This is a genomic window from Armatimonas rosea, from assembly GCF_014202505.1.
Lineage (GTDB): Bacteria > Armatimonadota > Armatimonadia > Armatimonadales > Armatimonadaceae > Armatimonas > Armatimonas rosea.
Genome location: NZ_JACHGW010000004.1, coordinates 464,282 through 488,274, shown reverse-complemented (window position 1 = coordinate 488,274; position 23,993 = coordinate 464,282). Strand labels below are relative to the sequence as shown.

22 protein-coding genes are annotated in these 23,993 nt (G+C 64.4%); 7 read left to right on the top strand and 15 right to left on the bottom strand.

Annotated elements, in window-relative coordinates; all coding sequences use genetic code 11:
- From HNQ39_RS21790 to HNQ39_RS21780, 3 genes are all read right to left on the bottom strand, one after another.
- Window positions 1–726: an SDR family NAD(P)-dependent oxidoreductase gene (locus HNQ39_RS21790; protein WP_184201884.1), complete on the bottom strand. Its 726-nt coding sequence runs from the start codon at window positions 724–726 to the stop codon at window positions 1–3.
- On the bottom strand, window positions 726–1,523 hold the full coding sequence (locus HNQ39_RS21785; protein WP_184201881.1) for a fumarylacetoacetate hydrolase family protein: 798 nt from the start codon (window positions 1,521–1,523) through the stop codon (window positions 726–728). Before HNQ39_RS21785 ends, HNQ39_RS21790 begins: the two co-directional genes overlap by 1 nt.
- 121 nt (window positions 1,524–1,644) lie before the next feature.
- Complete coding sequence (locus tag HNQ39_RS21780; RefSeq protein WP_184201878.1) at window positions 1,645–3,309, bottom strand: PLAT/LH2 domain-containing protein; 1,665 nt, start codon at window positions 3,307–3,309, stop codon at window positions 1,645–1,647.
- Window positions 3,310–3,416: 107 nt separating this feature from the next.
- Here HNQ39_RS21780 and HNQ39_RS21775 point away from each other — a divergent pair, with 107 nt between their 5' ends.
- Window positions 3,417–6,065, top strand: a complete 2,649-nt coding sequence (locus HNQ39_RS21775) for an ATP-binding protein (protein WP_184201875.1) — start codon at window positions 3,417–3,419, stop codon at window positions 6,063–6,065.
- 149 nt (window positions 6,066–6,214) lie between these two features.
- Here the strand turns inward: HNQ39_RS21775 and HNQ39_RS21770 are convergent, their stop codons facing one another.
- The 3 genes from HNQ39_RS21770 to HNQ39_RS21760 form a co-directional block, all read right to left on the bottom strand.
- Window positions 6,215–7,054 carry an inositol monophosphatase family protein gene (locus HNQ39_RS21770; RefSeq protein WP_184201872.1) on the bottom strand — a complete coding sequence of 280 codons (840 nt, stop codon included), beginning with the start codon at window positions 7,052–7,054 and terminating at the stop codon, window positions 6,215–6,217.
- Window positions 6,957–7,211 (bottom strand): hypothetical protein, encoded by a 255-nt coding sequence (locus tag HNQ39_RS21765; protein ID WP_184201869.1) that lies wholly within the window; start codon window positions 7,209–7,211, stop codon window positions 6,957–6,959. The genes HNQ39_RS21770 and HNQ39_RS21765 overlap by 98 nt, the downstream gene beginning before the upstream one ends.
- An 85-nt stretch (window positions 7,212–7,296) precedes the next feature.
- Entirely contained in the window at window positions 7,297–7,641 is a 345-nt protein-coding gene (locus HNQ39_RS21760) for a histidine triad nucleotide-binding protein (RefSeq protein ID WP_184201866.1), read from the bottom strand.
- Between the two features lie 33 nt (window positions 7,642–7,674).
- Between HNQ39_RS21760 and HNQ39_RS21755 the strand changes: the two genes are divergently transcribed.
- Window positions 7,675–8,004, top strand: a complete 330-nt coding sequence (locus tag HNQ39_RS21755) for a hypothetical protein (RefSeq protein ID WP_184201863.1) — start codon at window positions 7,675–7,677, stop codon at window positions 8,002–8,004.
- Here HNQ39_RS21755 and HNQ39_RS21750 read toward each other — a convergent pair.
- Window positions 8,001–8,771, bottom strand: a complete 771-nt coding sequence (locus HNQ39_RS21750; protein ID WP_184201860.1) for a DUF5602 domain-containing protein — start codon at window positions 8,769–8,771, stop codon at window positions 8,001–8,003. The genes HNQ39_RS21755 and HNQ39_RS21750 overlap by 4 nt on opposite strands.
- A gap of 244 nt (window positions 8,772–9,015) precedes the next feature.
- Complete coding sequence (locus tag HNQ39_RS21745; protein ID WP_184201857.1) at window positions 9,016–10,260, bottom strand: aminopeptidase P N-terminal domain-containing protein; 1,245 nt, start codon at window positions 10,258–10,260, stop codon at window positions 9,016–9,018.
- Window positions 10,261–10,332: 72 nt separating this feature from the next.
- Between HNQ39_RS21745 and HNQ39_RS21740 the strand changes: the two genes are divergently transcribed.
- Together HNQ39_RS21740 and HNQ39_RS21735 are read left to right on the top strand one after the other, a co-directional pair.
- Window positions 10,333–11,727: a glycoside hydrolase gene (locus HNQ39_RS21740; protein WP_184201854.1), complete on the top strand. Its 1,395-nt coding sequence runs from the start codon at window positions 10,333–10,335 to the stop codon at window positions 11,725–11,727.
- Window positions 11,724–12,383 (top strand): carbohydrate binding domain-containing protein, encoded by a 660-nt coding sequence (locus HNQ39_RS21735; RefSeq protein ID WP_184201852.1) that lies wholly within the window; start codon window positions 11,724–11,726, stop codon window positions 12,381–12,383. Before HNQ39_RS21740 ends, HNQ39_RS21735 begins: the two co-directional genes overlap by 4 nt.
- Here HNQ39_RS21735 and HNQ39_RS21730 read toward each other — a convergent pair.
- Window positions 12,369–13,424, bottom strand: a complete 1,056-nt coding sequence (locus HNQ39_RS21730; RefSeq protein ID WP_184201848.1) for a hypothetical protein — start codon at window positions 13,422–13,424, stop codon at window positions 12,369–12,371. The genes HNQ39_RS21735 and HNQ39_RS21730 overlap by 15 nt on opposite strands.
- Before the next feature lie 215 nt (window positions 13,425–13,639).
- Window positions 13,640–14,443 carry an alkaline phosphatase family protein gene (locus HNQ39_RS21725; RefSeq protein WP_184201845.1) on the bottom strand — a complete coding sequence of 268 codons (804 nt, stop codon included), beginning with the start codon at window positions 14,441–14,443 and terminating at the stop codon, window positions 13,640–13,642.
- A 162-nt stretch (window positions 14,444–14,605) separates the two neighbouring features.
- Here HNQ39_RS21725 and HNQ39_RS21720 point away from each other — a divergent pair, with 162 nt between their 5' ends.
- The 3 genes from HNQ39_RS21720 to HNQ39_RS21710 are packed head-to-tail and all read left to right on the top strand — an operon-like array spanning window position 14,606 to window position 16,801.
- The gene (locus HNQ39_RS21720) at window positions 14,606–15,472 is read left to right on the top strand and encodes a prepilin-type N-terminal cleavage/methylation domain-containing protein (protein WP_184201842.1); all 867 of its coding nucleotides are present in this window, start codon (window positions 14,606–14,608) and stop codon (window positions 15,470–15,472) included.
- Window positions 15,473–15,475: 3 nt separating this feature from the next.
- On the top strand, window positions 15,476–16,612 hold the full coding sequence (locus HNQ39_RS21715) for a carboxymuconolactone decarboxylase family protein (RefSeq protein WP_184201839.1): 1,137 nt from the start codon (window positions 15,476–15,478) through the stop codon (window positions 16,610–16,612).
- A 3-nt stretch (window positions 16,613–16,615) separates the two neighbouring features.
- Complete coding sequence (locus HNQ39_RS21710; protein ID WP_184201836.1) at window positions 16,616–16,801, top strand: hypothetical protein; 186 nt, start codon at window positions 16,616–16,618, stop codon at window positions 16,799–16,801.
- 56 nt (window positions 16,802–16,857) lie between these two features.
- On the opposite strand, the gene HNQ39_RS21705 is transcribed toward HNQ39_RS21710, so the two are convergent.
- Genes HNQ39_RS21705 through HNQ39_RS21685 form a run of 5 tightly spaced genes read right to left on the bottom strand, consistent with a single transcriptional unit; the run spans window position 16,858 to window position 23,977 of the window.
- Complete coding sequence (locus HNQ39_RS21705; protein ID WP_184201832.1) at window positions 16,858–20,079, bottom strand: DUF1553 domain-containing protein; 3,222 nt, start codon at window positions 20,077–20,079, stop codon at window positions 16,858–16,860.
- Window positions 20,080–20,124: 45 nt separating this feature from the next.
- Entirely contained in the window at window positions 20,125–20,709 is a 585-nt protein-coding gene (locus HNQ39_RS21700; RefSeq protein WP_184201829.1) for a hypothetical protein, read from the bottom strand.
- Between the two features lie 25 nt (window positions 20,710–20,734).
- Window positions 20,735–21,967 (bottom strand): DUF1501 domain-containing protein, encoded by a 1,233-nt coding sequence (locus HNQ39_RS21695; RefSeq protein ID WP_184201826.1) that lies wholly within the window; start codon window positions 21,965–21,967, stop codon window positions 20,735–20,737.
- 7 nt (window positions 21,968–21,974) lie between these two features.
- On the bottom strand, window positions 21,975–23,453 hold the full coding sequence (locus HNQ39_RS21690; RefSeq protein WP_184201823.1) for a DUF1800 domain-containing protein: 1,479 nt from the start codon (window positions 23,451–23,453) through the stop codon (window positions 21,975–21,977).
- Complete coding sequence (locus HNQ39_RS21685) at window positions 23,450–23,977, bottom strand: hypothetical protein (protein ID WP_184201819.1); 528 nt, start codon at window positions 23,975–23,977, stop codon at window positions 23,450–23,452. Before HNQ39_RS21685 ends, HNQ39_RS21690 begins: the two co-directional genes overlap by 4 nt.
- Window positions 23,978–23,993 lie beyond the last annotated feature (16 nt).

The following is a 23,993-nucleotide window of genomic DNA, read 5'->3' as shown; positions in this document are numbered from 1 at the left end:
TTAGTGCATCGCCATCACACCGCCGTCGATGTCGTAGGCGGCGCCGGTGACAAAGCTGGCTTCGTCGGAGCAGAGGTAGGCGACCAGTGCGGCGATCTCGGCGGGCTGGCCCATACGGCCCATGGGCTGCGCCGACGAGAGCACGGCGAGCTGGTCTGCCTCTTTCCCGGGGTAGTTCTTCGCCAGATACGCATCGACAAACGGGGTGTGAACCCGCGCCGGGCAGACCGCGTTGCAGCGGATGTTATCGGCGACAAAGTCCTTGGCGATGCAGCGGGTCATGGCCAGCACCGCGCCCTTGGTGGCGGAGTAGGCAAAGCGCTCGGCGAGGGCGGTCTCGGCGGCGATGGAGCAGATATTGACGATACTCCCGCCCTTGCCGCTCGCCTTCATCCGCGCGACCGCCTGCTGGCAGCAGAGAAAGAGCCCACGCCCATTCACGCCCATCAGGCGGTCGAAGTCGGCGGGGGTGGTCTTGAGGATATCCCCGACAAACCCGATTCCCGCCGAGCAGACCAGCAAGTCCAGCGGCCCGCTCTCGTCGGCCTTGGCGAAGGCCCGTGCCACAGAGTCCGGGTCGGAGACATCACAGGGCAGGTCGGCGTGGTCGCTCAGGTCTAGGACAAGGACATGTGCCCCCTGGGCCTTGAGCGTCTCGACAATCGCCGCGCCAATCCCGCTGGCGCCGCCGGTGACAATGGCGCGTTTTCCATCTAACCGAAACATTAGGCGGCCTCCACGGTATTGGTGAGAATACCGATTCCCTCGATCTCGATCTCACAGACATCGCCGGGGACCAGCCAGCGCTTGGGGGTGCGGCCCATGCCGACGCCCTCGGGCGTGCCGGTGAGGATCACGGTGCCAGGAAGGAGCGTGAAGTTCTTCGAAAGCGACGAGATAATCTCACAGACATCGAAGATCATGTCCGCGGTGTTGGAGTTTTGCAGCGTCTCGCCATTGACGCGGGTCTGGATCTGCAGCTCGTTGGGATCGTCGATCTCGTCGGCGGTGACCAGCACCGGGCCGAGCGGGCAGAAGGTGTCGAAGCTCTTGCCGCGTGCCCACTGCTTGTCGTAGCGGAGCTGCCAGTCGCGGGCGGAGACATCGTTGGCGCAGGTGTAGCCCAGCACGTAGTCGAGGGCGTCGTCTTCGTCCACGTTCTTGGCGGTCTTGCCGATCACCACGGCCAGCTCACACTCGTAGTCCAGCTCCTCGGTGGTCTTGGGGTGGACAATCGGGTCGCCGGGGTTGCTTAGGGTGCTGGTGGGCTTGATAAAGAGCAGGGGACGGTCGGGGAGGGCCATCCCGCTCTCCTCGGCGTGGCGCTTATAGTTGAGGCCGATGCACAAAATATTGGGCGGCGTAATCGGGGCGAGGAGCTTGGCGACCGAGAGCAGCTCTTTGGTCGGGGTGAGTCCCGTGAGAAGCTCGCCATCGAGTGCAGTCGCCGTGGTGTAGGTATCGTCGGTGGGGGTGCCGTAGCGGATATTGCCCGCGTGGTCAACAAATCGGATGATCTTCATGCTGCGGGAATTATACCCCAGAGCGGTTTCCCCCCTAACCCCCGCCCAGCGGGGGGACAATAAGGAATCTGATTCCTCAGGGATTCCCCCGTCGGACGGGGGCTAGGGGGTGGGTGGCGGACTACGGAAGCCCTTCGAGGTACCAGCGGCCGGAGGCAATCGCAGCGTTGCCTGCACGCGTGATGTAGGGCGACTCTTTGGAGAGCCAGACATACTGGTCAAAGGCGATATTTCGCAGGGCGTAGGTGCCATTGCTCTGGCGCTCCAGCTTGAACTGCGCCTTGTCTTTCGTGTTCCAGAGCTTCACCGCGCCCGTGGTCTCGTTGTAGCTGAAGTAGAGCTGGGTGCCATCGACCCGCAGGCTGCAGTTGTTGAGATCGCCCTCCACGACAAACGTGAGCGGTGTCCCCGCCTTACAGTAGAGCCACTGGTTGTGCTGGAGGCCATCCGACGCACAGACATACATCTGGTTGGAGGCGCTCTTGATCTTAATTTTAATCGGCACGGCTGCGACCGGGGCAGTGGCAACCGAGACCGTGGCGCTGAGATTGGGCGACTCGATCCACTTATTGAAGGTGAAGCGGCGGGTGGCGATTCCGGGAGCACTAAGCTCGATCCAGCCGAGATACCACGCCGATGCAGGGTACATATTGTCGCTGCGCACCGTGACACTTGTCAGCTCACCCACGGGGGCGAGGTTCACGAGCGTCACATAGTCGGTCTGGTTGCGCTCGAAGGCATTGGTGGTGATCAGGGCGTTGAGGCGTTGCTCGCCAATCTGGCCGCTTGCGCCCTTAAACGAAAGAAAGATATTCGAGTCTGTCCCTGCGCCGGAGACATCGCCGGTGTAGATCTTGACCGAGTAGGTTGTGGTTCCCAGGTTGCTTCCCTGGAACTGTGAGGTCGTCAGGTTCGTGACCTTTGTGCGCACGGTCGGGATCGAGACCGCAACCCCCGCACGGGAGCAGGCTCCCTCCAGCGCTTGTTTCACGGCGGTGTAGTTGGCCTCATCGGCAGTCTCACGAAAGAGAAACTTGGGGTTTGCATCCGTTGAGACGGTGTAGGCACCGATCTGGGAGCGGATAAGGTCGGTGAAGAACTTGCGGGCGGGGGTGGAGCTGTCTACCACCAACGTGTTGAAGAACTTCCCCTTACGCTTATCCGTCCAGGCACCGTCCAGCTCGCCCTTGGCAGCTGAGTAATTGTCAAAGAGCGTGGTGGGCGTACGGCGGACGCAATCCTTAACAAATAGCCGGGCATAGGTACTTCCCTCTTCCAGGCACCGCAGGGCGCAGACGGGATCAAAGGGGGGACGGTCCGGCTGGTGGCCGTCTGCTGCGTGGCCAAACGGGGTGGAGTAGGTATCAAAAGTTGCGGGATCGCTGTTGGGGTGCTTGCGGTGTGCCCAGGTGTCTTGCTGGTAGTGGAAGAAAACCCCGAGGCGCTGGAGCCGCTTGGTGGGGTTTGTCTCGGCGAGAACACTGTCCCAGAGCTCTTTTTTCCGGGCTAGCACCTCTGTTTTGGAGCCACTCTTGGGGATCGCGTGCCAGAAGGACTCCTCGGGGATATTGGGGATAATCCCGCCTGTCCCGCCATTGGCAACGGTGCCGTCGGAGTCGTCCATGCCTTGGTCGTAGCTGGCCACGGTGAGTGCCTCCGCATTGGAGAGGCCGGCGGCGCGGCAGAGCACCAGGGTCATGGTGAAGTGCGTATCCTCTTCGTACGCGTGGGCAGGCGCAGCGAAGAGCAGGGTGAGAGCCGCCAGGGCTCCCAGGAGACGTTTCATGGTTTACTTCCTTATGAATTTTTGGATGTACAGTTCTCTCACTTCACCATGCCCCTCTTAGATTCGTCTTACAATAGTCTTAAAAAGGCGTATAATTGGCCATAACGATGGCTTGGCGCATTGAACTTTTCGGAGGCCCAAGGCTTGTGGCCAAGAGCCGCGAGAGTATCAGCCATTTTCCCACCCAAAAAGCCGCAGCGATTCTGGCGTATCTGGCCGTCACGCTCCCGCGCTCCCACTCCCGTGAGGTGATCGCGGAGCTGTTCTGGCCCGACAAAGACCCCGCACTGGCGCGCAACAGCCTCTCGGTGACTCTCTCTAGTCTCCGCAAGCTCCTCGGCGACTCGCTGGTCAGTGGCCGGCTGCAAGTGGGGCTCCACCCGGACTCTGTCACCACCGATGTGGCGGAGTTTGAGGCACGGCTCAAGGCGGGCGATGTGGCGGGAGCCGCGAACCTGGCCCGTGCGGAGCTTCTGCCCGGTCTCTACGACGACTGGGTGATCACAGAGCGCGAGCGTCTCATGGCACGTTTGGAGGCGGCCCAGCAGGCACAGACCGTGCAACAGGCTCAGCCAAAAACGCCCGTGTCTGCGTCTTTATTGCCGAGTGAGTTCTTGCACAACCTGCCCGAGCCGCTGGTGAGCTTTATCGGGCGTGAGCGAGAGCGCGGGGAGCTCGCCGAGCTTCTCAAGACCGTACGCCTCGTCACTCTCACGGGCTCCGGCGGGAGTGGGAAGACCCGACTGAGCCAGTATGTCGCGCGGGATGTCCTGGATCGCTTTACGGATGGGGTCTGGCTGATCGAGCTGGCGTCTCTGTCTGACCCTTCGCTGGTCGTACGCTCGATCGCCTCAGCTCTCCGCGTCAACGAGGCCGCCGGGAAGCCGCTGCTTGACAACGTACTCGACAGGCTGAAGTCCAAGAATATATTGCTGCTCCTCGATAACTGCGAGCATGTCTTGGACGCGAGTGCGCAGGTGGCGGAAGCGCTTCTTCGCGGCTGTCCGAATCTTCGGATTCTTGCCACGAGCCGCGAGGCCCTTGGCGTGGTGGGGGAGCGCCCGTACCGCACTCCCTCGCTCGCCCCGCACGAGGCCCTCCAGCTCTTTATCGGGCGTGGCACCGCGTTTTGTCCGGACCTCGCTCAGACGGAGCAGAACACCGCTACCCTGACCGCGCTCTGCACGCGCCTCGACGGGATTCCTCTGGCTATCGAGCTTGCTGCTGCCCGCCTGCGCACACTCTCGCTCGACGAGCTCCACCAGCGTCTGAGCCAGAGCTTCTCGCTTCTCACGGGCGGCCCTCGCACGGTTCTGCCCCGGCACCAGACTCTGCGTGGCCTGATCGACTGGAGCTACGACCTGCTGACAGAGAGTGAGAAGCTTCTGTTCGCTCGTCTCTCAGTCTTTGCAGGTGGCTGGACACTTGAGGCGGCGGAGCGGGTCTGCTCCGGCGCGGGGCTTGAGGAAGGGGCTGTGCACGATGTGCTTACCTCGCTCCTAGACAAGAGCCTCGTGGTGGTTGAGCGAGAGCAAGGCCGCTCCACGCGCTACAGGCTCCTGGAGACGGTTCGCCAGTACGCCCAAGAGCGCCTCGAAGAGCGTGGCCCCGACTTGGTGCAAGTGGCCCACCTAGAGTACTTTCGTGACTTCTGCCGCGAATCGTATCCCAAGCAGTTTCAGGCGGAGGCGGTTGCGGAGCTGCACCGTGTGGAACAAGAGCACGACAATCTTCGGGTCGCCCTCCGGTTTGCTACCTTGTCCTCGAGCGAAGTGCTACAGTGTCACGCTCTTGAGATCGCAGGGGCACTTCATCGGTTTTGGAACCGCCGGAACTACCTGGAAGAAGCGGCCCAGTGGTATCGAGCAGTCTTAGCCCTGCCTGCCACTCGCACTCCCAGCGAGGCACAAGGGCAGTGTCTCATGGAAGCGGGGGCGTTGGCCGAGCTACGGGGAGATTACGCGGAAGCAGAGTCGCTGTACCGGCGATGCCTCACCGAACAGAAGGCTATGGGGCATACCTCAAATGTGGGAAAGGTACTGGGCTATCTTGCCATTCTGATCGGGGAAGTTCAGGGCGATAAACAGCAGGCACTGGCCTACGAACGAGAGAGCTTGGTCTTTGCCCAGAGAGCCGATGATCTCAATGCGAGGGCGCGTGCGACAATCAATATTGGAATCACGCTCCTCAATCTTGGGGACTACTCTGAGGCACAAGAGACCCTGGAGCAGGGGCTCGTGCTGGCGCGTGCACAAGGGAACAAACACCTGATTGCGGCCGCTCTCGGGAACCTGGGATTGATAGCCTGTGAGCGTGGTGAGTTCTCAAGAGCCTGTGACCTTGGCCGGGAGAATCTCCTGATCTGCCAGGAGTTTGGTCGTAATATCTCCCTGGCCGTTGCCTTCAGCTACATGGGGTTGTTCGCCCAAGGTGCGGGTGATCTAAAACTGTCGCGGTACTACCGACAGGAAAGTCTTCTCTTGGCAGAAAAACTACGAGCACAGGGGCTCTGTACGGCCCTGCTGGGTTTTTTCGCAGAGCTAGATGCACAGGAAGGAAATGGGGAGCGCGCGGCAAGGCTCTTGGGGGCGCTGACCGCTCTACGAACAAAAGATAATGGCGTGATTGGAGACCGACACGTGCAGGAAATAGACAAGCTCCGCACAACCCTCGGTGAGGCGGTCTTTGAGCGGGCCTTTGAGGAGGGCAAGCACCTTTCCCTCACCGACGCCATCTCTCTGGCCATAAACCCCTAGGTTGAGTCTTCTACAGCGCGGAGCGCGGCGCAGTGGAGACAACGGAAGACATGGGCCGCAATGGGTTCACATAAGGGCGGCATAGGAAAAAACCCTCTTGGCCTCCCCCTTCCCTTGCGGAGTAAGGGAAGGGGGCCGGGGGGATGGGACTACCCTTGGCTGAGAATCTCCAGCACCTCGGGGTAGAGCGCGGCGCTGGTGGCGAAGAAGTCCGGGCCGTAGATATCGTTCTCACCCTTCCAGGTGGAGCACTTTCCGCCCGCCTCGGCGAAGATGATGGGCATCGGGCCGACATCCCAGGGGCTCTTGACCGGGTCGAGCATGATATCGAGCTGGCCCATCGCCACGCGGGCGTAGCCAAACGCATCGCCCCAGGTGCGCTGAAGATAGGTCTTGTCCGCGAGCTCGTTGTAGGCACCCGAGCGCTTCTGGGCACGGATGATCGACGAGGTCACCAGCACGGACTTATCCAGCGGCTTGTCGCTGACCCGGCAGGCGCGGCCATTGACCGTGCAACCCAGGCCCTTGCCGGCGGCGACCATCTCATCGAGCGCGGGGAGATAGATCACGCCGGCGACAATCTCGCCCTCGCGCTCCACCCCGATTAGGGTGCCGTAGAGCGGGACGCCCGCCACGAACGACTTGGTGCCATCGATCGGATCACAGACCCAGCGAAACGCACCTCCCCCCGTAGCCCCCTCCTCCTCGCCGAGAATCGCGTGATCGGGGAAGTGGGAGAGAATGCACTCGCGCAGGACCCGCTCGCCTTCTTTATCGGCGATGGTAACGGGGGTGTTATCGCCCTTGAACTCGGGGGTGACTCCCGTGTTGAAGTAGGCCAGGGTGCGCTTGCCGCAGAGATAGGCCGCCTCTTTGGCGACCCGCAGTAGGTTATCCGTTGTCGGTTCCAGTGTCTTGTTCCTCAGTTGTTGGGGGTTCTTGGGCTTGGGTCGCCTCCGCGTTGCGGTTGCGCCACTTTGCCATGACATTCCACCACGGCGTGGTGGGGGTGGTTGCCAGGCCCAGGGCCTGACGCGCGAGGTTGCCGCCGGGGACGATCTTGGTGCCCGTGTCAACCGCTTCTTTGCCCGCGCGGCGCAGAAAGTCCCGCCGCGAGAGAGCCTGCTTATCTTGTTCGTCGCTCATGATCTTCGTTTCTTTATAGCATCCCCCGCTCGCACTACTCGCGATCCCTTCGCCTGACCGGTCGTTCCTCCCTGCGAAGGGGATGTTAGCCGGGGGGCCAGCTCAGTGCACGGCCACCAAGGACGTGTGCATGGAGGTGCCAGACGGTCTGGCCGGCATCGCTGCCCGCGTTTAGCACGACCCGGACGCCGCTGGAGTCGATCCCGAGCTTGCGCGCCACAGCGGCGCAGGCTAGCAACACGCTTCCCGCCAGCTCGCGGTCCTCAGGGCCTAAATCGAGAATGTTCTTCACGGGCTTCTTGGGGATCACGAGGACATGCACGGGCGCTTGCGGGTTGAGGTCCGGGAAGGCCACCACCCAGTCGTCTTCGTAGAGCCGCTCAACCGCAATCTCACCCCGTGCGATCTTGCCAAAAATCGTATCTTCCATCAGCTCTTATTCTATCAGGCTACAATAGGGGCAATGATCTTTGTGCTGACAATTGCGGCGTGTCGAAAAGACGAGCTGGGGGTCTATCTCTTCCCGGGGCTGGCGATGGAGGAGCTGGACTTTCGGCCTGAGCTGAAGCGGCTGAAGCCCGGCGAGCTTCTGGAGCTGCGCTATCCCAATGGCTGGACCATGACAGCGGAGCTGCTCGCCTTTGGGATTCCCGCGCAGCGGCTCTCCGACGGCACCGCGCTGGTGAGCCTGACGGACTCGGTGCACCTGACGATCTCGTACCCGTTCGATCCGGAGGGGCTCCCCGCTGGCACCGAGCTCTGGTGGCAGCGGGAAGCCGGTGAGGCAGCTTAGCGCTTGACGAACTGATCGAGGATGATGTCGATCGAGCTATCCGCGTTGTGGCGGACGCTCCAGCGGGTCGGGTAGTACCCCGGCTTGGCAACGGCATCGGGGACGGTGAAGGTGCCCGAGTCGTTGGTCTTGCTCTGGAGGAAGGCGCGGGTGATCATGGGCTCGACAAAGGCCAGCTTGGCATTGGCAAAGCCATAGATCAGGGTGCGGCGGAAGGGCTTGCCCTGGAACTCCTCGGAGGTCGAGGGGGAGGTGTAGTGGACCCCCATGCCGGGGACGAGGGAATCGACAAGCTTACCCGGGGGCGGGAAGTAGCCCGCGGGCACCATGTTGGCGGGAGGTGCTGCCGCTGCCGTCACGGAGCCGGGAGCGATCGCGGCCTGCTCGGAGTCGCTGATGGTGTAGAAGTGGATATCGAAGTGCGGGGTATCGTAGATTCCCGCCGGCTCGTGGCCCTGGGGGTTCCAGTCTAGCACGACATGGTCGAAGGGCAGACCGGAGTCAGGGCCGACCGCGGCGATATCCAGCTCGTACTCCACCCCAAACGGCGCGGTGGTGGCTAGGCCGTTGAGGGCACCATCGGTGAGGCGCACGGCGATCGCGCTGGGCTTGTTGTCGGCGGCGAGGCTGACATAGGTCATGGCCTTACCGGCACCAACCGCCTTCGATGTCCCCGTGAACTCAAGGGGGACGACATTATTGCTGCTGCCACAGCCGCTGAGGGCGAGTAGGCCCAAGGCAGACACGAAAAAACTCTTTCGCTTCATTGACACTTCCTTTTAATCCAATACAAGACCCAGGCGTCTGCCTGGTATCGTCTCATTATGCCAGATTACCTATGTTTCTAAACCTGAGCATTTTTCACGAATCGCTCCGCCGCCGGTTGGAAACCGGCGTCTGCAATGGCACTGCGTGCCGCAAAGCCCATTCCGGGCTGGGGAACAGCTTCGGTAGCCCGGAACGGGCTTTGCAGCCGAAGGCTACTGATGACGCCCAATTCCATTGGGCGAACTAGTGTGGAATCTCTGACGTCAGGTTAATCGGCTCGCTGTCCGTGACCAGGATATCGTCCTCGATACGGAAACCGCCGGGGACCAGCCAGCGCTCCAGGACCTCCCAGTCGACCTGCGGTGCGTATTTCTCCCGGTTGGCGGGATCGTTGAGGAGGGCGGGGATGAAGTAGATGCCCGGCTCTACTGTCGCCAGAAAGCCCGGCTCCAGCTTGAGGTCGCACCGGGGTGTCACACCGCAGCAGCGCCGCTTCTCCCCGCGCCCCGGCCCGACCCCGCTGGCATCGCGCACGCCCAGCCCCAGCAGGTGCCCGACTCCATGGGGGAAGAAGAGCGCGATCGCCTCGGTCTCCAGGGCTTCGTCGGGGGAGCAGCGCAGGATTCCCAGGTCCTTGAGGCCAAAGGCGATCCCGCGCGCGGCCTGGCGGTGGATATCATGCCACTCGACCCCGGGGCGGCAGGCGAGGCAGGCAGCCCGCTCAACCCCGTCGAGGATCGCCAGGAGCTCGGCCTGCTGGCTGGTGAAGCCGCTGGGGCCGGGGAGAGTTCGGGTGACATCGGCGCAGTAGCCCTCGACCTCGGCGCCGGCATCGACAAGCACCTGCTCGCCCACGGCAAGCGCGCGGCTCCCCGGCTCGGCGTGGAAGATCGCCGACGTCGGGCCAAAGCCGACAATCGTGTCGTAGGCGACCGCGGTGGCTCCGGCGCGGGCGAAGGCGGTCTCGATCTCGATCTGGAGCTGGCGCTCGGTGAGGCCCTCGCGGAGAGCCTCGCGTGCCGCGGCGAACCCAGCGGCGGTGGCACTGACCGCACGGTACATCAGCAAGAGCTCGGCTTCGTCCTTGGGACGCCGCGCCTCCAGGGTCTTTTGCTCCAGCGGGCTGGTCGTGCTGTCGTGGCCCGCCCCGAGGTGCGTGATAGCCTTGCCCTGGCGTGCCTCCAGCCAGGCGGGGAGCTCACTGAGGGCGCGGCCGCGGTTCAAGGGAAGCAGCCCCTCCCAGACCGTGTCCATCGCCGTAACCGTCGGGAAGAACTCCGTCCAGCCGTCGCTGGGATCGTAGGCGAGCACGGCGTCACGGACCGAGAGCCCGGTCAGCCAGCGGAAGTGCGGGTGGACCTTGAAGGGGAAGCACTGGTCCTGGCCTCCGGGACGGCCAATCTGCCCTCCGGCGTGAACCAAGACAATCTCATCGGTGCCCCAGGCGGCAGCAGCGCGCGCTCGGCGCGTCTCAAGCATAGTTTCCATCGCGCACTTTTTCGCCGTGGCTCTCGCATTTCCCTCTGGCACAAGGCGGTTTCTGCCAAAGATTGAGGGTATATGGCTTCTTCCTCAAAGACCGGAGTGCTGGGGGACCGCTCTGGGGTCGTGTTTTGTGCCGCGCTGGGCGTGACGGTCGCGGCGGTCCTAGGGCTACGCTTCCGCGCAGAGAGTCCGCGAGCGGCCACCCCCTCAGGCGCTACGTTGCAGCTTGACCTTGCGAAAACCCACCAGAAAATCGAGGGCTTTGGTGCGTCGACCGCCTACTACCAGGAGATGCTCGCGGCCCACCCGGAGCGCAAGGCGATCTACGCCGCGCTCTTTGGCGAGCTGCGGCTCAACCTGCTGCGCCTGCGCAATACCTACGAGCCGGGAAAGCCAGGCTTCGCCGCCGCGGAGCGGGATATCGTTGCCGGGGCGACCGAGGTACGGGGGAGCGCACCGGAGCTCTTTCTCGCCTCGTGGTCTCCGCCTGCCGCGCTCAAGAGTACGGGGAGCACGAAGAACGGGGGAACCCTCGCGCGGCGCAACGGTAGCTACGACTACGCCGGGTTTGCGACCTGGTGGCGCGACTCCGTGGTGGCCTACCAGCGCGTGGGTCTTGCCCCGACCTATCTCAGTATCCAAAACGAGCCCAACTGGAAAGATCACTGGGAGACCTGCCTCTTCCAGCCGCAGGAGAGCGCCGACTACGCCAGCTACAGCAAGGCGCTGACGGCAGTCGCGGGGGTGGTTCAGCCCCTAAACAACGCGCCAAAGTTTCTCGGTCCGGAGACTCTGGGCGCGGAGAACCCTCAGGCGTTCTTGCCACCAAGCCAGGTAGGGACTGTCTCCGCCGTGGCGCACCATCTGTATAGTGGCGGCAAAGAGAGCGCCCCGGATAGCTTTATCCCCGCGCTCCGTGCGATTCGCCAGAGCTATCCCAACACTCCCAAGTTCCAGACCGAGTTTGGGCGGGGCAGTGGCTTCCAGACCGCGTGGATCGTGCACAACTGCCTCACCGAGGAGGATGCCAGTGCCTATCTCTACTGGGCAGGGGTCTGGCCGGGGCCGGATGCACTGATCACGATGGAGAATGCCTGGCAGCGGGGGAGCTGGAAGACCCCGCAGGGCTTTACCCGGACGGATCGCTTCACGGCGCTGGAGCACTACTCGCGCTTTATCGTGCCGGGCTCGGTGCGGGTGGAGGTGCAGAGTGCACTGCCGAGCCTCAAGCTCAGTGCGTTTCTCAGCCCGGACCGTCAGGCGCTGGTCGTGGTGGGGCTGAATACCGCCTCGGGCAAGCCGGTGGCGCTCGGGACGGAGGTGCCTGGTTTTGCGCTCCACGAGGTCTACCGGACAGTGTTTTCGGGGGCGGAGCGTTGCCAGGCAGTGCCACTGCCCCAGAACAGCACGGTGAGTGTCCCGGCGCAAGGGCTGGTGACGCTGGTGTTTACGAAAAGGATAAAACGATGAAAGTGATTTTAAAGCCCGCGGGCGTGCTGGTTGTGTTTGGAGCGTTCGGTGTCCTCGCCTTTGTGGCGCTTCCGAAAAAAGTGACTCCTCCTGAGGTTGCTCCTTCGTCAGCCCCTAGTAACGAGAGCCCGGTGGCAAGTGCCTCGGCAGCAGGTGGCGGCCCCGAGCTCTCCACACGCTCGTCTGGGAAGGTGAACTGGAGCAAGGCCAAGCAGATCCTCAAGCCCGACATCACCGGCCCGAACTGGCGGATGCTGGTGGGCAAGGGAAAGATGGAGAACACGGTCGTGCCGTCGTCGATTGCCGGCCACCAGTTTGCGCGCCGCCTGACCATTGGGACCCTGGGCAGCAACTCGTGGGACCTTCAGATCGCGCACCCGCTGGAGGTGGCCTTTAAGAAGGGAACCCACGTACGGCTGACCTACTGGGGCCGCAGTAAGGACTCGTGCACGCTCGCTGCGGTGGTGGAGCAGGCCGGCGACCCCTACACCAAGATCACGTCACGGACCGCCAAGCTCACCCCCGAGTGGAAGCAGTACTCGGAGGAGTGGGAGCAGACCGCTGACACCGAGCCGGGCTGGGCGCACATCAACTTCCAGGTCGGCTACCAGGTCGGGGAGCTCGAGCTGACCGGGGTGGAGCTAGACGCGCTCTAGGACCAGGTGCTGGAGAAGGCTGGTGGTGAGCCGTGCCAGGCTCTCGATCGCGTCCTCGTGCATGATCTCAAAGCCGTGGGTGTTCTCGCAGGGGAAGGCGAGCGTGATGGGGCGCGCGCACAGCCCCTGCGCAGCGGCACACGACGCATCGGAGCCGCCGCGGGAGAGTGCCTGAAACTGTAAGCCCGTCCCCGCAGCGATCGCGGCGCTTCGTACCAAGTCGAGGTCCCGTGGGCTCGTGGGGCCAAAGCCATCGCTGACCCAGCAGGTGGGGAGGGCGCTGAGCTCAATCGCGTTGTCGGGGGCGAGCGGCCCAATCTCCAGCGCGATACAGACCTCGGGGCGCGTGTTCCCTAAGAGCCAGAGCGCCCCGTGGCCGCCGAGCTCCTCGCAGGTCGTGGCGGCAAATAAGATATCGCCGCCCCCATCAAGCCCCCCCCCGCCCCCATTCATGGGGGAGCTTTTAAGGGTAGCGATGACCTTGAGCCAGGCCACCAGGTCGGCGCGGTCGTCGAGGAAGTAGCTGGCGATTTTGTCTCCAAAGGGCCAGAGCGTGCGCCGCTCGCGGGCGAGGACCACACGGGAGCCGGGGGGGACTATCGCGCCGTCGGGGACCAGCACGCGGGCATCGGCCCAGGTGAGAGAGCTGCCACTGCGTGCCCGCTCGATCGCCGTGGCGGGGTGGCTGGTGTGGATCGAGCCAAACGAGAGGACCCCGCGTATCGGCTCGCCGCCTTCGAGGGGAAGAATCTCCACCGGTCCCTCACCCCACTTCCAAGGATGCGCACCGCCAATCGGGGAGACCCCTAGCGAGCCGTCGTGGCGCGTCCCCACAACCTGCAAGGCGATCTCGTCCATGTGCGCCGTGACCACAACCTTCGGGTTCTCCGATCCGCAGAGCAGGTTGCCCCGAGCATCAAGACGCCACGGAAGCCCTAGCGCATCGAGGACATCGCCCAGGTAGTCACAAACCGCCTCTTCCTGCCCACCGGGGCCGGGCAGGGCAACTAGATCCGCAAGGAGCTCACGATCACTTTTCATAAAACTTACTTCTTTAGACAAAATTACCGATGAGTCCTGCTACGTTTTCAGGCTTATCCTCGGTTGATCGCCCCGGTTAGAGCGGGGCGTCAACGAGCCTCGTTCCTTGGCTGGGAAGGGCTTCGCCCATAGAGAGCTCTCCGCGGATTTTATGGCCGGAGGTCTTTGCGGCGGAACGCCCGTTGACGCCCCCCTCCAACGGGGGCGATCCAAACTTAGGCCAGTGCTTCGTAGACCGGTTTTCCGTCCCAGTCGGCGGGGATCGGAATCCCCAGGAGCTCCAGGGCGGTCGCGGCGGTATCGCAGGTGGAGATCGGAAGGGTGAGGGTGGCTCCCCGCCGAATCCCCGCGCCCCAGGCGATCCAAGGAATGAGCATGTCTTCGTCGGAGGCGGTCCCATGGGTCTTCTCATGCCCGCCGTGGTCGGCGGTGAGAATTATGGCGCTACGGCTCTGAATCCCGGCTTTTCGGATCGCCTCCAAAAGAACCTTGAGCGCCTTGTCCTCGTTGCCAAAGGCCTCGATCTGCTCGGGGGAGCCCCAGCCCTTGCTATGCCCCGCGCCGTCGGAGTCGGCAAAGTGGACAAAGCACAGGTTCGGGCGATTCTCCTGAAGGTAGGTCGCGGCGGTCTGCGCGACTGTCTTAGCGCTGTACTCGGGCACCGCAAAGGCATTGAGGGTCTTGGGCTGATAAAGGTGGGCGAACTTCTCTTTCCCCGCAAAGAGCGCCGTGGTCTTCTTGGCCTTGGTCGCCACGGCAAAGACGGTTGGGACCCCCACGACACCCTTCTCTGGCTTCCAGTCGTTCCAGTCGATCTTATGCTTGGCGGGCTGCACCCCGGTGAGCATCGACGTGTGCGAGACCAGCGTGATGCTCGGGAAGACCGTGCGGGCCGCCCAAGTGCCTGCGCCCTCTTTGAGAAGTCCTTGGAGGGTGGGCATGTTGCTCTGCTGCATGACACCGGGCTTGCCGCCATCGAAGCTGACGATAAAGACGTGCTCGGCACGTGCGAGTTTCATAGCTCTGTTGTACCGAACGCACGCAGCAATTGCATTAAAACCGTGTGAGCGTTTTCCCTTGGTTCGGTTTCCCTGCCGTGGGCCGTCCAAGGCAGGCCCAAACCCCTGCCTTCGGGGCGCAATCCCCTTGTGAGCTCGTTTGGGGCCTGATAGCCTTGCGCCATGCTTACTCGTACCTTCTCCCTGCACCGACGCAACGCCTTTACGCTGATCGAGCTTTTGGTCGTCATTGCCATTATTGCAATCCTTGCCGCGATTCTCTTTCCTGTCTTTGCCCAGGCTCGTGCCAAGGCCCGCCAAGTCTCGTGCCTCTCCAACCTCAAGCAGGTTGGCACCGGGCTGATGATGTACACGCAGGACTACGACGAGACCCTGCCTGGCAACTCCACACTGGGAACCAATGGCATTACGGACGCGCGCTGGCCGGCTCCCGCCGTGAGTGCACACAGCGCCGGGCTCTCGGAGCCGCTGGGGTGGATGCAGCCCTTCAACGCCGCCAACCCTGGCACGCACCGCATCTGGGCACGCGATGTCCAGCCCTACGTGAAGAACCTCCAGATCTTCCACTGCCCCGAGACCAAGCTGCGCTCGTCGGAGGCGGCGGGCTGCACTCCCTCGGCCAACACCTGTGAGGTCACGGGGGTGGCGGGGGCAGGAAATGGCAATATCCACCTCAATGGGATCGCGGCCAGCAAGTCGCTCGCGGCGATTCCGGCACCGGCAGACATTATCTTTGCCCACGAGGTCCGCAACTACAACCGGGTCGCCCAGGAGAAGCCCCGCGGCATCCTGGTGGGCTCCGAGGTGCAGTACACCGGCTTCGCCAATGCCTTCTACGACTCACTCCACAACGGCGGCGCGAACCTGCTCTTCTGCGACGGCCATGCCAAGTGGCAGAAGCGCAGCTCGATCCGCTTCGCCCAGTTTGGCGCTCCGGTGAGCCTGAACCCTGGGATGCCGACAAACCTCTCCGACGACGATACCGTGAGCAACACGCTGGGAACCCTCAACTACCGGGCGGAGTTCTAGGCAATGCCCCAGAGCGCTGTCTTTCCTCTCAATCCTAGCTTTACCTCCGAGCCCGCTGACTCTCTGGAGGCGGCGGGCCGGGTGCCCGACTACCTCCTGGCCACCGCGGGCGTAAGCCCCGAGGCGGCGGTACGGCTCGCCAAGCTGGTGCGGGTCGTGCTGTTTGGCGGGACCCTCCCGGCGAGCCTGAAGCTGGCGATGGGGAGCCAAATCACCCAGCAGTGCCAGGCACGCTACGCCCAAGCCCATGTTCAGCGGCTCGCGAAGGCGGTCGGGGGGAGCGACCCGCGCACCGCGCTGGCGGTCCGCTACGCCACCGACCTCACGCGGGATGTCCACGGGGTGAGCGACGAGACCTTTAACCTGGTCAACACGCGCTTCAACGATGCCCAGGTGATCGAGCTGACCATGGTGACGTGCTTCTTCAACTACTTTGCACGCCTCACCATTGGCCTCGGTGTCACGCCCGAGCCCTGGCTCGCCACCACCGCGCCCAAGCCGCCCGTCCAGAGCATCAGTGAGCTGACAGTCGCTCGGGTTGCGCTGGCCTCGGATGCCGAGCTCGCCATGGGGTCGTCGCTGCTGGAGCGTGCCAAGAACCCGGCCGCCAGTGGCCTTGGGATAGCCATCGCCAACTCCCAGCGCGCCATGGTCCGTGTCCCCGATCTCCACGAGGCCTGGATGGGGGGGGGTGGGACACCCCGGCCGGCGGGGAGCCCTGCACCTCCCGCGATTGTCCCTCGGACCACCATGCTCCAGGTCTCGCTCGCGGTGAGCCAGGCCAACGGTTGCCGCTACTGTGTCCTCCACCAAGTACAGGGGCTCCGTCGCCAAGGGGTTGAGGTTGGGAAGCTCCTCGCGCTCCAGAAGTCCGATGCCGCGCTCAGCCCCGACGAAAAAGCCGCCGTGGACTTTGCCCGCAAGCTCACCAAGACCCCTGGTGCCCTCACCGAGGCTGACCGGCTAGCCCTGCAAAAGTCCTTCCCCGGCCCCGCGGCCTTTGAGGTGCTCCACCAGACCTGCCGCTTTGCCTTCATGAACCGCTTCACCGACGGCCTGCGCCTGCCGTCGGAGGACGAAGCGGTGAAGACCTACCGTGAGGTCTACGGCCAAGACTTCCCCGAGAAGAGAAAGAACTAACCCATGAGTAACGAGACCGTGTTAAAAAACCAAGAGAGTATTCTGGCCAACCAGGAGTCGATCCTAGAGAACCAGAAGGTCATTGTCGAGAACCAGAAAGTGATCCTGGAGAACCAGGCACTCTTAAAGCAGCTGCTGGAGAATCAGGAGACCATTATCGCCAATCAGGAGAAGATCCTCGCGAAGTAACCTCTGTTTGTTTGAAGATGAGTCCTTCCCAGGAGCCCCGCTCCTGGGATTTTTTTCTATCCCCGTGTGATCGCCTCGTCGAGGTTGAGAACCGTGCTACAGACCGTCGCCCAGGCGGCGAGCTCGATGGGATCGAGCCGTGTGTCCACGGGGGACTCGCCGACCATCAGGAGCTTTTTCGCGTTCTCCGGTGCCTTGCGGTACGCCGTGGTCTGGCGGTTCAGGATCGTCAGCAAGAGCGCGGTCTCGTCGGGGCGGGGCGCGCGGGCGAGGAGTAGGCTGTAGAGAGAGGCGATGCGTGCGGGATTCGACGGTGGAGCCTCGTGCATGAGGCGCTCGGCGAGCTTGCGGGCGGCCTCGACATAGGTCGGGTCGTTGAGCAGGATCAGCGCCTGGAGCGGGGTGTTGGTGGCGCTGCGCCGGACGATGCAGAACTCGCGCTCGGGGGCATCGAAGGTCTGTAGGCTGGGTGGGGGGACCGTGCGCTTCCAGAACGTGTACATCGAGCGCCGGTAGAGCTTCTCGCCGTGGTCCTGCTCGTAGGTCTGGGCGGAGAAGTTGCCCTTGAAGCTCATCTCCTCCCAGAGGCCGGCGGGCTGGTAGGGCTTGACACTGGGGCCACCGATCTTGGGGACGAGCAAGCCGCTCACGGCCAGAGCCTGGTCGCGTACCAGCTCGGCGGGCAGGCGCAGGCGCGGTGCACGGGCGAGCAAGCGGTTCTCCGGGTCGCGCTGGAGGAGTGCGGGCGTGGTCTCGGAGTGCTGGCGGTAGGTGGCGCTGGTGACGATCTGCCGCACGAGGCGCTTGACATCCCAGCCGGAGTCGCGGAAGTCGGTGGCGAGCCAGTCGAGGAGCTCGGGGTGGCTGGGAGCCTCGCCCTGGACCCCGAAGTTCTCGCTGGTCTTGACCAGTCCGACTCCAAAGAACTGCTGCCAGAGCCGGTTGACCGCAACCCGCGCCGTCAGCGGGTTCTCGGGCGAGACCAGCCACTTGGCGAGATCCAACCTCCCCCCGCTCGCACCACTCGCGACCCCCTCCGGCTTCGCGAAGGGGGTGAATACAGCGGGCAGCCCGGGCTCGACACGCTCTTTGGGGCGGTCGTACTGGCCGCGGTCGAGCAGGAAGGTCGGGCGCTTTTCCTTGCGCTCCTGCATCACCATTGTGGTGGGGATCGCCTTCTCCAGCGCGTCTTTTTCTGCGGCCGCCTTGGCTTGGTTCTCGAGGAGCACACGGTACTCCGGGTCGCGCGAGCGGAGGGCGTAGCGAGCCAGAGTCCGCTGCTGCTCGGGTGTGCGCTTGTCGGCGGGCGCGGCGAGCGCGGGGCGGAGGGGGTCGGTCTCGACCAGTAGGGCGACATCGGCGGGGGAGAGCACGCGCGAGTAGATGCGGATATCGTCGAGCTTGCCCTTGAAGCCCGTCGCCTGATCGCGCCCCCCAAGGCGCAGGGGCTTGTTGACCTTGATCGTCCCCTTCAGCGAGTCCGCCCCCGCCGTCAGCTCCGTGGGCTTGCCATTGACATAGATCCTCACCCCCGAGAGCTTCCCGCTACCGTCGTAGGTCACAAAGACATGGCTCCACTTGCCCATCGGGAGCCGCTCCTTGCTGTCGGCGCGCAGGGCGCTGTCGGGCCAGTTATGGATAAAGTGCGCCATCGGCTGCCCATCGGCGAGATAGAGGTCCCAGCCCCGCACCCCGAGGCTATTGTCCATCCGTGAGAAGAGCGCTTGGCTTCCGCCCTCGGGCCAGACCCAGCAGCCGTAGGAGAACGCCTGGTCGCCCTCAAACTCCCCGAGGCCGGGGTAGTCTTTTGCGTCACTGCCATTGAGCGCCAGTGCGCCACTGACAATGCCATCGCCCCCCCCGCCCCCAAGATTGGGGGAGCCAAAGGTGAGGTGGGTCTGGAGCCCAGGGGCGAGCTGCTTGTCCCAGTCGCTGGCGAGGAGGGTCGGGATCGCCACCGGGCCAGATTCCTTGGCCGTGACCTTGGCGGTGAGTGTTTTTTGAAGGGTCTCCAGCTCCGCGAGGCGCGCCTCTTGCTCGGGGTAGGGGGCCTTGATAAAGGGCTTGGCGTTACCATTGGTGCCATCGAGCCCCACTTCATCGTTGTTGTTGAAGTAGGCAAAGAGCCGGTAGTAGTCTTTTTGGGTGAGCGGGTCGTACTTGTGGTCGTGGCACTGGGCGCAGCGCAGGGTCAGCCCCAGAAATGCCGTGGCGGTGGTGTCCACCCGGTCGGCGACATAGGCCGTGAGGTACTCCTCGGGGATCGCGCCGCCCTCAAAGTTGATGGGGTGGTTGCGGTTGAAGCCCGTGGCGATGATCTGGTCCCGAGTCGCGTTGGGGAGCAGGTCCCCGGCGAGCTGCTCGACCACGAACTGGTCATAGGGCTTGTTGGTGTTGAAGGCTGCGATCACCCAGTCCCGCCAGCGGTACATGTCGCGGTGGGGGTCGATATGGTAGCCGTGCGTGTCGGCGTAGCGTGCCAGGTCCAGCCAGCCAATCGCCATGCGCTCGCCGTAGTGCGGGGACGCCAGCAGCTCCTCGACCAGCCTCTCGTAGGCATCGGGGCGGGTGTCTTTGACAAACGCGGCGACCCGCTCTGGCGTGGGCGGCAGGCCGGTCAGGTCGAGCGAGACCCGGCGGATGAGGGTGCGCTTGTCCGCCTCGGGCGAGGGGGCAAGCCGCTCCTGCGCCAGCCGCGCGCGAATGAAGCCATCGATGGCATCCCTGCCGGCATCCCTCCCCCGGCCCCTCCCTTCGCTCTGTTTCCCGCTTCGCGGGGACGAAGGGAGGGGGGAACCCACCCCCTCACCCCCTCCCTTCCACCCACGGAACGTGGCGGGTACCCTCTGGGTGTGGGGAAGGGAGGGGGCAGGGGGGAGGGATGCCGGCAGGGGGCTAAACGCCCAGTGCTTCTCGTAGGCCGCGCCCTCGCCGATCCAGCGCATCAGGAGCTGCCTCTCGGTGGGCGTCAGGGACTTGTGGCTCATCGCGGGGGGCATCGCGAGGGGATCGGAGTCGGGCTTGGCGATCCGCTGGACGAGCGCCGACGCGAGGATATCGCCGGGGACAACCGCGCGGTTGGGGCCGTCGAGGCGCAGGCCGGCCTTGCGCTGCTTCTCATCCGGGCCGTGGCAGGCAAAGCAGTTCTCTGAAAGAATCCGCCGCGCCTCGCGTCCTAGCGCGACGTTCGAGGGGGCTGGCGATGTACGGGTGGTCTGGGCGGTGGCGAGGGCGGCGAGGCTCAGGGCGGAGGCGAGCGTAAAGGCGCGACGGTGCATACGAGTTCAAGGTTCTCCCGCCCCATTGTACCTGTAGTTGGGAGGCTATTTGAGGCCGACACAGTCCCAGCCGCCCGCGCGCCCGGCATTGCTAAACGCGCCGACCACGGCAGTCTCCACCCCCAGCGACGCCCCGGACCAGACCGCGGCCTGCGGTGAGGACCTCTCCGCGGGGGTGGCGGGGAAGATACCCACTCTCTGGAGCGCCTCCGCCGGCCCTGCTGCTCCTACGGAGAAGTAGATCGTGACCGCGACCGCTCGCCCCTCGGAGAGCTGGACGGTGACCTCGTCGCAGCCCTTGGGCTTGAAGGTCAGGGTGTTGCCCGAGCGCTGCGAACGTGGACCTAGTAGCCGGGGGAGGTCCGCCGCGCTGAGCCCGATGACCGACTTGGCGTCAAAGAGCGTCGTGACCGGCTTGTCGAGCGCTTCGGGCTTGGAAAAATACGAAGGGTCATTGATTTCGCCCGGCTGACTGGGCAGAGGTGTCGGGGTCGCAGCCATAGCGGGGGGCGGCGGACTTGTCTGGGCGATCGGAGGTGGGGTGGGCGCGGTGCCACAGCCTCGCTGCACCAGCAGGAAGACCACGAGCCCCGCAATCCCAATGACACCGCAGCCGACAAGTGCCCCCATCCCCAGACTCAGGCCACTGCGCCCGCTACCCAAAGAGTCCCACGAGCTTTCCGGGGGCACTGGGGAAGAGTGCCGCAGCCTTCTCCAGCCCGACTTGCCGACTCGCGAGCTCGGTGAGGATATCGCGGTAGTCGGTGGTGACCTTGAGGTCGCCGGGGGCTTCGAGCTGGTTGTCCTTCAGGCCGGGCCAGCTGGCGTAGACCTTGCCACCCTTGACTCCGCCACCGGCCACGAACCAGCAGCTCGCGCGGCCGTGGTCGGTGCCCAGCCCGCTGTTCTCCGCAACCCGCCGGCCAAACTCGGTCATCACCACGATTGTCACGTCGGCGAGCTGTGGGCCGAGGTCCTTGGTAAAAGCCGCCAGCGAGTCCCCGACATCCTGGAGCTGCTGGGCCAGAAACGGCGTGTTCTGCCCGACATGGGTGTCCCAGCCGCCGCGGTCCAGACAAGCAGTCTCCACCCCAACCCCCGCCTTGAGGAGCATCGCGGTCTGGCGCAGGCCATTGCCCAGGCCCGTCTCCGGGTACTTCGCACCGCCGCCAGGCTGGTAGCGCTTCGGGTCGAGCTTCTCCAGCACCTTCAAGACACCAAGCGCCTCACGGCCGGCGACTGCGGCGGCATCGGTGCCGTGGGCGTAGACACTCTCTAGCGCACCGCGAAGCTCGGGGGAGACACTGAGCCGCAGGTCCTTGATATCGTTGATCGCCATCGCACTGGTGGCACCGCGTAGGATATCGGGGAGGATCGTGTTGAAGGCCACTCCCCGGAGCGGCGACGGGTTGTCATCGGGGAGGGCGGAGAGGTAGCGCGCCACCCAGCCCGACGGAATCGATGCCGGATCGCTGGCGGCCCCGCGCTCCATCAGGGCCATGGCCTCGAAGTGCGAGCGGCTCTGGTCGAGCGAGCCCACGGCGTGGAGCGGCGCGAGCTTGCCTTCTTGGTAGAGCGGATGGAGCCCGACAAGCGACGGATGCAGGCCAAAGAAGCCGTCGAGCTTGAGCGGGTTGGTCACCTTGATGGTCGGGCGGTTCTTATGGTAGTCGTCGTCGCCCACCGGAGCCAGCGCCGTGAGGCCGTCCATGCCGCCCCGCAGAAAGATCGTGATCAGCGGCTTGCGCTTCTCTTTGCCGACGGTCAGCTGCGCGAGCGCCGAGCTACCCGCCCAGGCGACAATCGCTGCGGCGAGGGCTCCACCGAGCAGGTCGCGCCGTGTCTGACTCTTGTGGGTGCTCTCTTCACACAGTCCCCAGTCGTTCATTTTTTCTCTATCTCCACTGAAACTCGGGTGAGGAAAGCGCGAGGGCGAGGCGCTCCTCGGGCTTGCCGGAAAACGCGGGGAGGGGCGCGAGCAGGGTGCTAGCCGCCTCTTGGTCGACCTGGGTTGCGGCCACCCCGCCCGACGTGAGCGCGTTGGCGAAGTTCCACCGCGCCAGGAGCGAGCCAGTCCAGGCCTGGGTCTTCTCAGGGTAGCCATCGGGCATGGGCCACTCGTAGAGCGGCTGCCCCATACGAGTGAGGTGCTCCTGCACACCCTGGCTGCCATCGGTGAGGGCGTTGGTGGCGCGGAGCGCGGAGACCGTGAAGTCAAAGGGCCGCTTGAGGATCGGCGGGGCGTGCTCCAGCTCCGGTGACTTCAGCAGGGTCTCCACCATCGCACGGATCGAGCCATCGGTCTTGGTGTAGGTCTCGCCCACTTTTGCGGTCAGCGCCTCGGCCTGGGCATCGTCGCCGTAGAAGTAGTGGACCAGCTTGCGGGAGAGAAAGCGCGCCGCCGACGGGTGCTTTAGGACGATCTCCAGCACGCGGGTGGCATCGCTCTCGCCGCCGCCCGCCGGGATCTTCTCGCCCAGCACCACTTTCTCGCCGTCGTCGTGGCGGTGCGGGTCGAAGTAGACCGCGCCGGTCTGGCGGTGGGAGAGGCCATCGGTGAGTTTCCGACCGGAGAGAAAGCGGTCCTCGATGGTCCAGCCGGTCAGGCAGCGGGCGACCTCCATCACATCGCGCTGGGAGTAGCCGCCGTCCACCCCGAGCGTGTGCAGCTCCAAAAGCTCGCGGGCGTAGTTCTCGTTGGGGTGGCGCGCATCGCTGACCTGCTGGTCCAAGTAGCCCAGCATCGCGGAGGACTTCATCGACGCCCCGATGACATCGTGGACTCTTCCCAGTGCATTGGCACGCACGACCGTCTTGAGATCGGTGGGGAGGAGGTACATCAGCTCTGCGGAGACATTATTGCGGTGCGGCGCGGAGTAGACCTTGCGGGCGTAGATATTGAGGTGGTTGGCCCAGAAGTCGCAGAGGCGCTCGCGGAGCTGCCACTTGGAGTAGGTTGCGCGCAGAATGGCACTACGAGAGAGCTGCTCCAGGACCATCTTCTGCGGCGTGTCGCGGAGCTCGTAGGCGGGCGTCCGAAAGACCTCGAGCCCATTGAGCCGCCAGCGTAGCGCCAGCGACTCGTCGTCGTCGTGTGTGGGGGCCTTGAGCTGCTCGGCGAGCCAGGCGTCCTTTCCCAGGCGCTCCAGGCTCTCCAGGTCCTGTAGCGACCGCCCAAACGCGGCGCGGTTGAGCAGCTGCGCATCGCCGATCGGGCGGAGCGGGGGGCGAGGGCTCGTGCGGACACGGGGGCGGGGATCGCGCAGGTCCCGCAGTGCCTCCCGTAGCGGCCCCTCGCCGGATTTTTCGCTACGGCAGCCCGTGAGCGCCGCGCTCGCAAGGCCTGCCCCTAGGAGGAGTGCTCGTCGTTTCATTGCTGGTGGGGCTGGGGCTGGGGCGCGGGCTGCTCGTAGGGGAGGCGCTCACGGGCGGTCAGCGCCTGGAAACCGGCTCCCAGCGACGCGAAGAGCTGGAGGGGGAAGAAGAGAATCCAGCCCACCGCGGGAAGTGCCCCTGCGGCGATCAGGAGGGCTCCCCCGCGGGCGAGGGTGGTCAGGGCGCTCTGGGTGGGGGCGAGGTGCTGCATCCGCCCACTCATCACGCGAGCCAGCCCCGCGCTCCCGATCATCGCGATGCTGAGGGTGATGGCCAGGAGCACCCAGCCGATCAGCATTCCGAGGCCATTCTTACTATTGAGGAGCACGATCCCCAGCCCCACCCCGAGGAGCCCGAGGCCCGCTCCTGTTCCCAGGGCACGTCCCGGTGCCCGCTCCAGTAGCTGCGCCGCGTGCTGGGTCTTGGCTGAGAACACCAGCCCCACGGTCAAGATCGCGGCCCAGAGTGTCACTAAGATCGCGGCCAGTAGAGAAATGTAGGCAAGCACATCTCCGTTTGTCATTTGCAGTTCCTCCGTT

What these genes read in the sequence shown, in the direction of transcription:
- HNQ39_RS21690 (WP_184201823.1), bottom strand. Translation starts at nt 23,453, where the DNA reads ATGAAACGACGAGCACTCCTCCTAGGGGCAGGCCTTGCGAGCGCGGCG.
- HNQ39_RS21760 (WP_184201866.1), bottom strand. Translation starts at nt 7,641, where the DNA reads ATGGAAGATACGATTTTTGGCAAGATCGCACGGGGTGAGATTGCGGTT.
- HNQ39_RS21770 (WP_184201872.1), bottom strand. Translation starts at nt 7,054, where the DNA reads ATGTCATGGCAAAGTGGCGCAACCGCAACGCGGAGGCGACCCAAGCCC.
- HNQ39_RS21750 (WP_184201860.1), bottom strand. Translation starts at nt 8,771, where the DNA reads ATGAAGCGAAAGAGTTTTTTCGTGTCTGCCTTGGGCCTACTCGCCCTC.
- HNQ39_RS21790 (WP_184201884.1), bottom strand. Translation starts at nt 726, where the DNA reads ATGTTTCGGTTAGATGGAAAACGCGCCATTGTCACCGGCGGCGCCAGC.
- HNQ39_RS21730 (WP_184201848.1), bottom strand. Translation starts at nt 13,424, where the DNA reads ATGAAAAGTGATCGTGAGCTCCTTGCGGATCTAGTTGCCCTGCCCGGC.
- HNQ39_RS21710 (WP_184201836.1), top strand. Translation starts at nt 16,616, where the DNA reads ATGAGTAACGAGACCGTGTTAAAAAACCAAGAGAGTATTCTGGCCAAC.
- HNQ39_RS21720 (WP_184201842.1), top strand. Translation starts at nt 14,606, where the DNA reads ATGCTTACTCGTACCTTCTCCCTGCACCGACGCAACGCCTTTACGCTG.
- HNQ39_RS21775 (WP_184201875.1), top strand. Translation starts at nt 3,417, where the DNA reads ATGGCTTGGCGCATTGAACTTTTCGGAGGCCCAAGGCTTGTGGCCAAG.
- HNQ39_RS21755 (WP_184201863.1), top strand. Translation starts at nt 7,675, where the DNA reads ATGATCTTTGTGCTGACAATTGCGGCGTGTCGAAAAGACGAGCTGGGG.
- HNQ39_RS21715 (WP_184201839.1), top strand. Translation starts at nt 15,476, where the DNA reads ATGCCCCAGAGCGCTGTCTTTCCTCTCAATCCTAGCTTTACCTCCGAG.
- HNQ39_RS21765 (WP_184201869.1), bottom strand. Translation starts at nt 7,211, where the DNA reads ATGAGCGACGAACAAGATAAGCAGGCTCTCTCGCGGCGGGACTTTCTG.
- HNQ39_RS21700 (WP_184201829.1), bottom strand. Translation starts at nt 20,709, where the DNA reads ATGGGGGCACTTGTCGGCTGCGGTGTCATTGGGATTGCGGGGCTCGTG.
- HNQ39_RS21735 (WP_184201852.1), top strand. Translation starts at nt 11,724, where the DNA reads ATGAAAGTGATTTTAAAGCCCGCGGGCGTGCTGGTTGTGTTTGGAGCG.
- HNQ39_RS21725 (WP_184201845.1), bottom strand. Translation starts at nt 14,443, where the DNA reads ATGAAACTCGCACGTGCCGAGCACGTCTTTATCGTCAGCTTCGATGGC.
- HNQ39_RS21705 (WP_184201832.1), bottom strand. Translation starts at nt 20,079, where the DNA reads ATGCACCGTCGCGCCTTTACGCTCGCCTCCGCCCTGAGCCTCGCCGCC.
- HNQ39_RS21745 (WP_184201857.1), bottom strand. Translation starts at nt 10,260, where the DNA reads ATGGAAACTATGCTTGAGACGCGCCGAGCGCGCGCTGCTGCCGCCTGG.
- HNQ39_RS21695 (WP_184201826.1), bottom strand. Translation starts at nt 21,967, where the DNA reads ATGAACGACTGGGGACTGTGTGAAGAGAGCACCCACAAGAGTCAGACA.
- HNQ39_RS21785 (WP_184201881.1), bottom strand. Translation starts at nt 1,523, where the DNA reads ATGAAGATCATCCGATTTGTTGACCACGCGGGCAATATCCGCTACGGC.
- HNQ39_RS21685 (WP_184201819.1), bottom strand. Translation starts at nt 23,977, where the DNA reads ATGACAAACGGAGATGTGCTTGCCTACATTTCTCTACTGGCCGCGATC.
- HNQ39_RS21740 (WP_184201854.1), top strand. Translation starts at nt 10,333, where the DNA reads ATGGCTTCTTCCTCAAAGACCGGAGTGCTGGGGGACCGCTCTGGGGTC.
- HNQ39_RS21780 (WP_184201878.1), bottom strand. Translation starts at nt 3,309, where the DNA reads ATGAAACGTCTCCTGGGAGCCCTGGCGGCTCTCACCCTGCTCTTCGCT.